General features: G+C 69.0%; 3 protein-coding genes and 1 pseudogene. All 4 read right to left on the reverse strand.

Going from position 1 to position 3843, the window contains the following annotated elements:
- Window positions 1-368 (reverse strand): annotated as a pseudogene (locus tag ACQKIP_RS42240) (hypothetical protein); the annotation flags it as partial.
- A gap of 282 nt (window positions 369-650) precedes the next feature.
- Window positions 651-1835 carry a MalY/PatB family protein gene (locus tag ACQKIP_RS42245; RefSeq protein WP_365856592.1) on the reverse strand — a complete coding sequence of 395 codons (1185 nt, stop codon included), beginning with the start codon at window positions 1833-1835 and terminating at the stop codon, window positions 651-653.
- 78 nt (window positions 1836-1913) lie between these two features.
- Entirely contained in the window at window positions 1914-2960 is a 1047-nt protein-coding gene (locus tag ACQKIP_RS42250; protein ID WP_365856594.1) for an iron-siderophore ABC transporter substrate-binding protein, read from the reverse strand.
- Between the two features lie 84 nt (window positions 2961-3044).
- On the reverse strand, window positions 3045-3827 hold the full coding sequence (locus ACQKIP_RS42255) for an ABC transporter ATP-binding protein (RefSeq protein WP_427745432.1): 783 nt from the start codon (window positions 3825-3827) through the stop codon (window positions 3045-3047).
- Window positions 3828-3843 lie beyond the last annotated feature (16 nt).

Genomic DNA, 3843 nt, shown 5'->3' on the forward strand with positions numbered 1-3843 from the left:
GCCTTGGGCGTGCTCTTGGCCGCCTTCTCCTTGGGCTTGGCCGCGGGCTTGTCCTTGGCCTTGGCAGCGGCGGGCTTCTTCGCGCGGGCGGCACCGGAGTTGTTCGTGCCCGTGCGCGGGGCGGGCACGGCCTTGCGGGGCGATGCCTTCTTGGCGGCGGCCTCCGGAGCGGCGGCGGGGGAGCCGAGGGCCTGCTGCATGCTCAGCAACACCGCGTGGTCGGCCTCCAGTTCCTGCAACTGCTCCTGGAGCGTTGCCACCTCGGTGCCGATGCGCTCCTGTTCCTTGCGGTTGTTCTCCAGGTCCTCGGCTACGCGAACGGCGTACTGGGCCTGGACTCCGGCTGTTTCCTGCTTGGCGTCTGACATGACAGTGACCTTTTCGTGGGCGCACGCAGTCGTGCGGGTGGCGGGGCGTGCTCACGACCGAGCACTCCTGATGAGGGTGCGTGTTTGCACCCCTTAATGCTGACTGCCCAACCTGCAACAGCAGTAACTCATGTGCCGGTAGCGAAGGTTACGTGTTTGTGTTCGCTCGCGGGTGCATTGGCCGAAGTCTCTGGTTCCGGAAGCACAAAAAAGCACCTAGGTCTGCACCAATGCGTGCCACATGTGTGCGGGATTTGGAGTCAGGTGGGAGTCAGGCGGGAGTCAGCTGACGGCCGATGCCATGCGCCGGACGGCCTCGGTGATGACGTCCGGCGATGCGGCCAGGTTGAGTCGCACATAGCCCTCTCCGCCGGTCCCGAAAGGCCGCCCGGAGCTCAGGGCGACGCGGCCGCGCCGCAGGAAGACGTCGGCCGGGTCGTCGCCCGGGGTCAGTGCCCGGCAGTCCAGCCAGGCCAGGAAGGTGCCCTGTGCGGGCGTGTAGCCGACGGAGGGCACGTGTTCCGACAGGAGTGAGGCCAGCAGCCGGCGGTTGTCGTCGAGGCCGCGCAGCAGTGCGTCGAGCCAGTCGCCGCCGTCCCGCAGGGCCGCGGTGTGGGCGATGATGCCGAGATGGCTGGGGCCGTGGCTGACCTCTTCGGGGATGCGGGCGAGGTCACCGGCGGCTTCGGGTCCCGCGACGGCGAGGGCGGCCTTGAGTCCGGCCAGGTTCCAGGCCTTGGACGCCGACATCAGGGACAGCCCGTTCTCCGCTCCGGGCACGCTCAGGAAGGGCACGAACGAGGTGCCCGCGGCCACGATCGGGGCGTGAATCTCGTCGACCACGACCCGCACGCCGTGCTCGCGGGCCAGGTGCGCGACGCGGGTCAACTCGGCGGCGGTGTGCACGGTCCCGGTCGGGTTGTGCGGGCTGCACAGCAGATACACCGGCCGGCTCGCACCGCCGGCCGCGCGCCGGAAGACATCCTCCAGGACGGTGAAGTCGATGCGCATGTCAGGCCCCAGGGGCGCCTCGACGACGGGCCGGTCCACGTTGCCGGCGAACTGGTAGAAGGGCGGGTAGACGGGACAGTTGACGATGACGGGGTCGCCGGGCACGGAGACGAGCTTGAGCATCTCGACGATGCCGAGCATCACGTCGGGCACGATGGCGGTGCGCTCGACGGCGAGGCCGTGCCAGCCCCACCTCTTCTGGGCGAACTCGGCCAGCGCCTCGGCGTAGCCCGTTCCGGCGGGATAGCCGGTGTCCCCGAGCGCCACGGCGTCGGTTATCGCCCCGGCGACCGGAGCGGCCAGCGGGACATCCATCTCGGCCACCCACAGCGGCAGTACGTCCTGCGGATAGGCCCGCCACTTCATGCTCGTACGACGGCGCAGTTGGTCCAGCGAGAGTTGGGTCAGCGGGTTCGCGCCGGCGGGCGCGGTGAGGTCACGCGACACATTGTCCATACGTCAAAAGTAGGCAGGTCCACGAGGGGCCTGCCTGCTTCTGACGGATCAGGTGTCAGTCCGACGGGTGCGGTGCGATCAGCGCAGCGCCTTCGCGAACTCGGGGACGACCTTGTCCAGGGCGTAGGAGACGGACAGGACCGAGTCGGTGGCGAACGCGGAGCTGAGCGTCGACTTCGGGTCGAAGACCACGTTGTGTCCGGCCTTGACGGCCGGGATGTCCTTGAAGAGCGGGTCGTTCTTGATCTTGGATGCGGGCAGGCCGATCGGCGCCATGACCACCAGGTCGGCGTCGAGCATGTCCAGGCTTTCGCGGGAGACCGTGACGGAGAAGGACTTGCCCGCCTTGGCGTCGACCTTGGGGTTGTTCTTGAAGCCGAGCCGCTCCAGGAAGTTGACGCGTCCGCTGCCCTTGACGTAGGCGCCGTAGCCGACGCTGGTGCGCGAGCCGGTCGTGACGGTCTTGCCCTTGAACTCGGGGTGCTCGGCGGTGGCGGACTTGAAGTTCTTCTGCGTTCGGGCGATCAGCTTCTCGCCCTTGTCGTGCAGGCCGAGCGCGTCGGCGACCATCCTGGTCTGGGTCTCCCAGTTGGTCAGGTACTGATCGCCGCCCTTGGGCACGCCGATGGTGGGGGCGAGCTTGCTGAGGGTGTCGTAACGCTTCTGGTCGCCGCTGGACTTGGTGTCCAGGATCAGGTCGGGCTTGAGGGAGGCGATCTTCTCGTACTCCGGCTCCAGCGTGCCGATCTTGGTGGGGCTCTTCTTGTACAGGCCCTTCGCCCACGGTCCGACACCGTCACCGCCGAAGGCGAGCCAGTCGCTGGCGCCCACGGGCTGGACGCCGAGGGCGAGCGCCGTCTCCGCGTCGCCCCATCCGAGCGCCACCACGCGCTGCGGCTTCTTCTTCACGGAGATCTCGCCGAACTTGGTGGCGACCTTGACCGGGAAGCCCGCCGTGGAGGCGGACGAGCCGCCCCCGGCGTCGTCCGAGGACGAGCATGCGGTCAGGGTGCCGGTGAGGGCGAGGGCCGCGACGAGTGCGGCGACGGAGCGGCGTCGCGCGGGGCGGACGGGGAGGGAGGCACGCGGGGCCCGCGTGAACAGCGACTTGACTCTAAGGGGCATGAGGTTAGGTTACCCTAACCTAAGTGTTAGTTGGAACGTGGAGTTCCGCTTTTCTGTTCGCGTACGCCCGCTCGCCGCGTACGGTCAGCCCACCCGGTGGCGGCCGATGGGCACGATCAGCGGTGTGCCCGACACCGGGTCGGCCACTAGCGAAGAGCGCATCCCGAACGCCTCGTTGACCAGTTCCTCGGTGACGACATCGCCCGGCGCGCCCTCCGCGATGACATGGCCGTCGCGCATCGCCACCAGGTGATCGGCGTAGCGGCAGGCCAGGTTCAGGTCGTGCAGGACCACCGCGATCGTGGTGCCGTGCTCCTGGTTGAGGTCGACCAGGAGATCGAGCACGTCCAGCTGATGGCTCACGTCCAGATAGGTGGTCGGCTCGTCGAGGAGCAGGATGTCGGTGCGCTGGGCCAGCGCCATGGCGATCCACACACGCTGGCGCTGGCCGCCCGACAACTCGTCGACCGGGCGCCCGGCCAGGTCCAGGACGTCCGTGGCGAGCAGCGCGTCGGCGACGGCCGCATCGTCCTCGGCGGTCCAGCGCCGGAACCAGCCCTGGTGCGGATACCGGCCGCGGCCCACCAGGTCGCTCACGGTGATGCCGTCGGGCGCCACCGGCGTCTGCGGCAGGATGCCCAGGCGCGCGGCGACCTCGCGGGTCGGCATCATGTGAATGCTGCGCCCGTCGAGCAGGGCGCTGCCGGACGTCGGGGTGAGCAGGCGTGCCATGGCGCGCAGCAGCGTCGACTTCCCGCAGGCATTGGGTCCGACGATCATGGTGATGCTGCCGGGCGGGATGTCCAGGCTCAGGCCGTGGACGACCTCGCGGCCGTCGTAGCCGAGGTGGATGTCCTGTGTGCCCAGGGTGTGTCCGCCGGCG

Origin of the sequence: Streptomyces sp. NPDC059900, assembly GCF_050270335.1 — a bacterium.
In the GTDB taxonomy this organism is placed as follows: domain Bacteria; phylum Actinomycetota; class Actinomycetes; order Streptomycetales; family Streptomycetaceae; genus Streptomyces.

Excerpts from the sequence above, each read along its gene's own strand:
- ACQKIP_RS42250 (WP_365856594.1), bottom strand. The coding sequence starts at position 2,960 with ATGCCCCTTAGAGTCAAGTCGCTGTTCACGCGGGCCCCGCGTGCCTCC.
- ACQKIP_RS42245 (WP_365856592.1), bottom strand. The coding sequence starts at position 1,835 with ATGGACAATGTGTCGCGTGACCTCACCGCGCCCGCCGGCGCGAACCCG.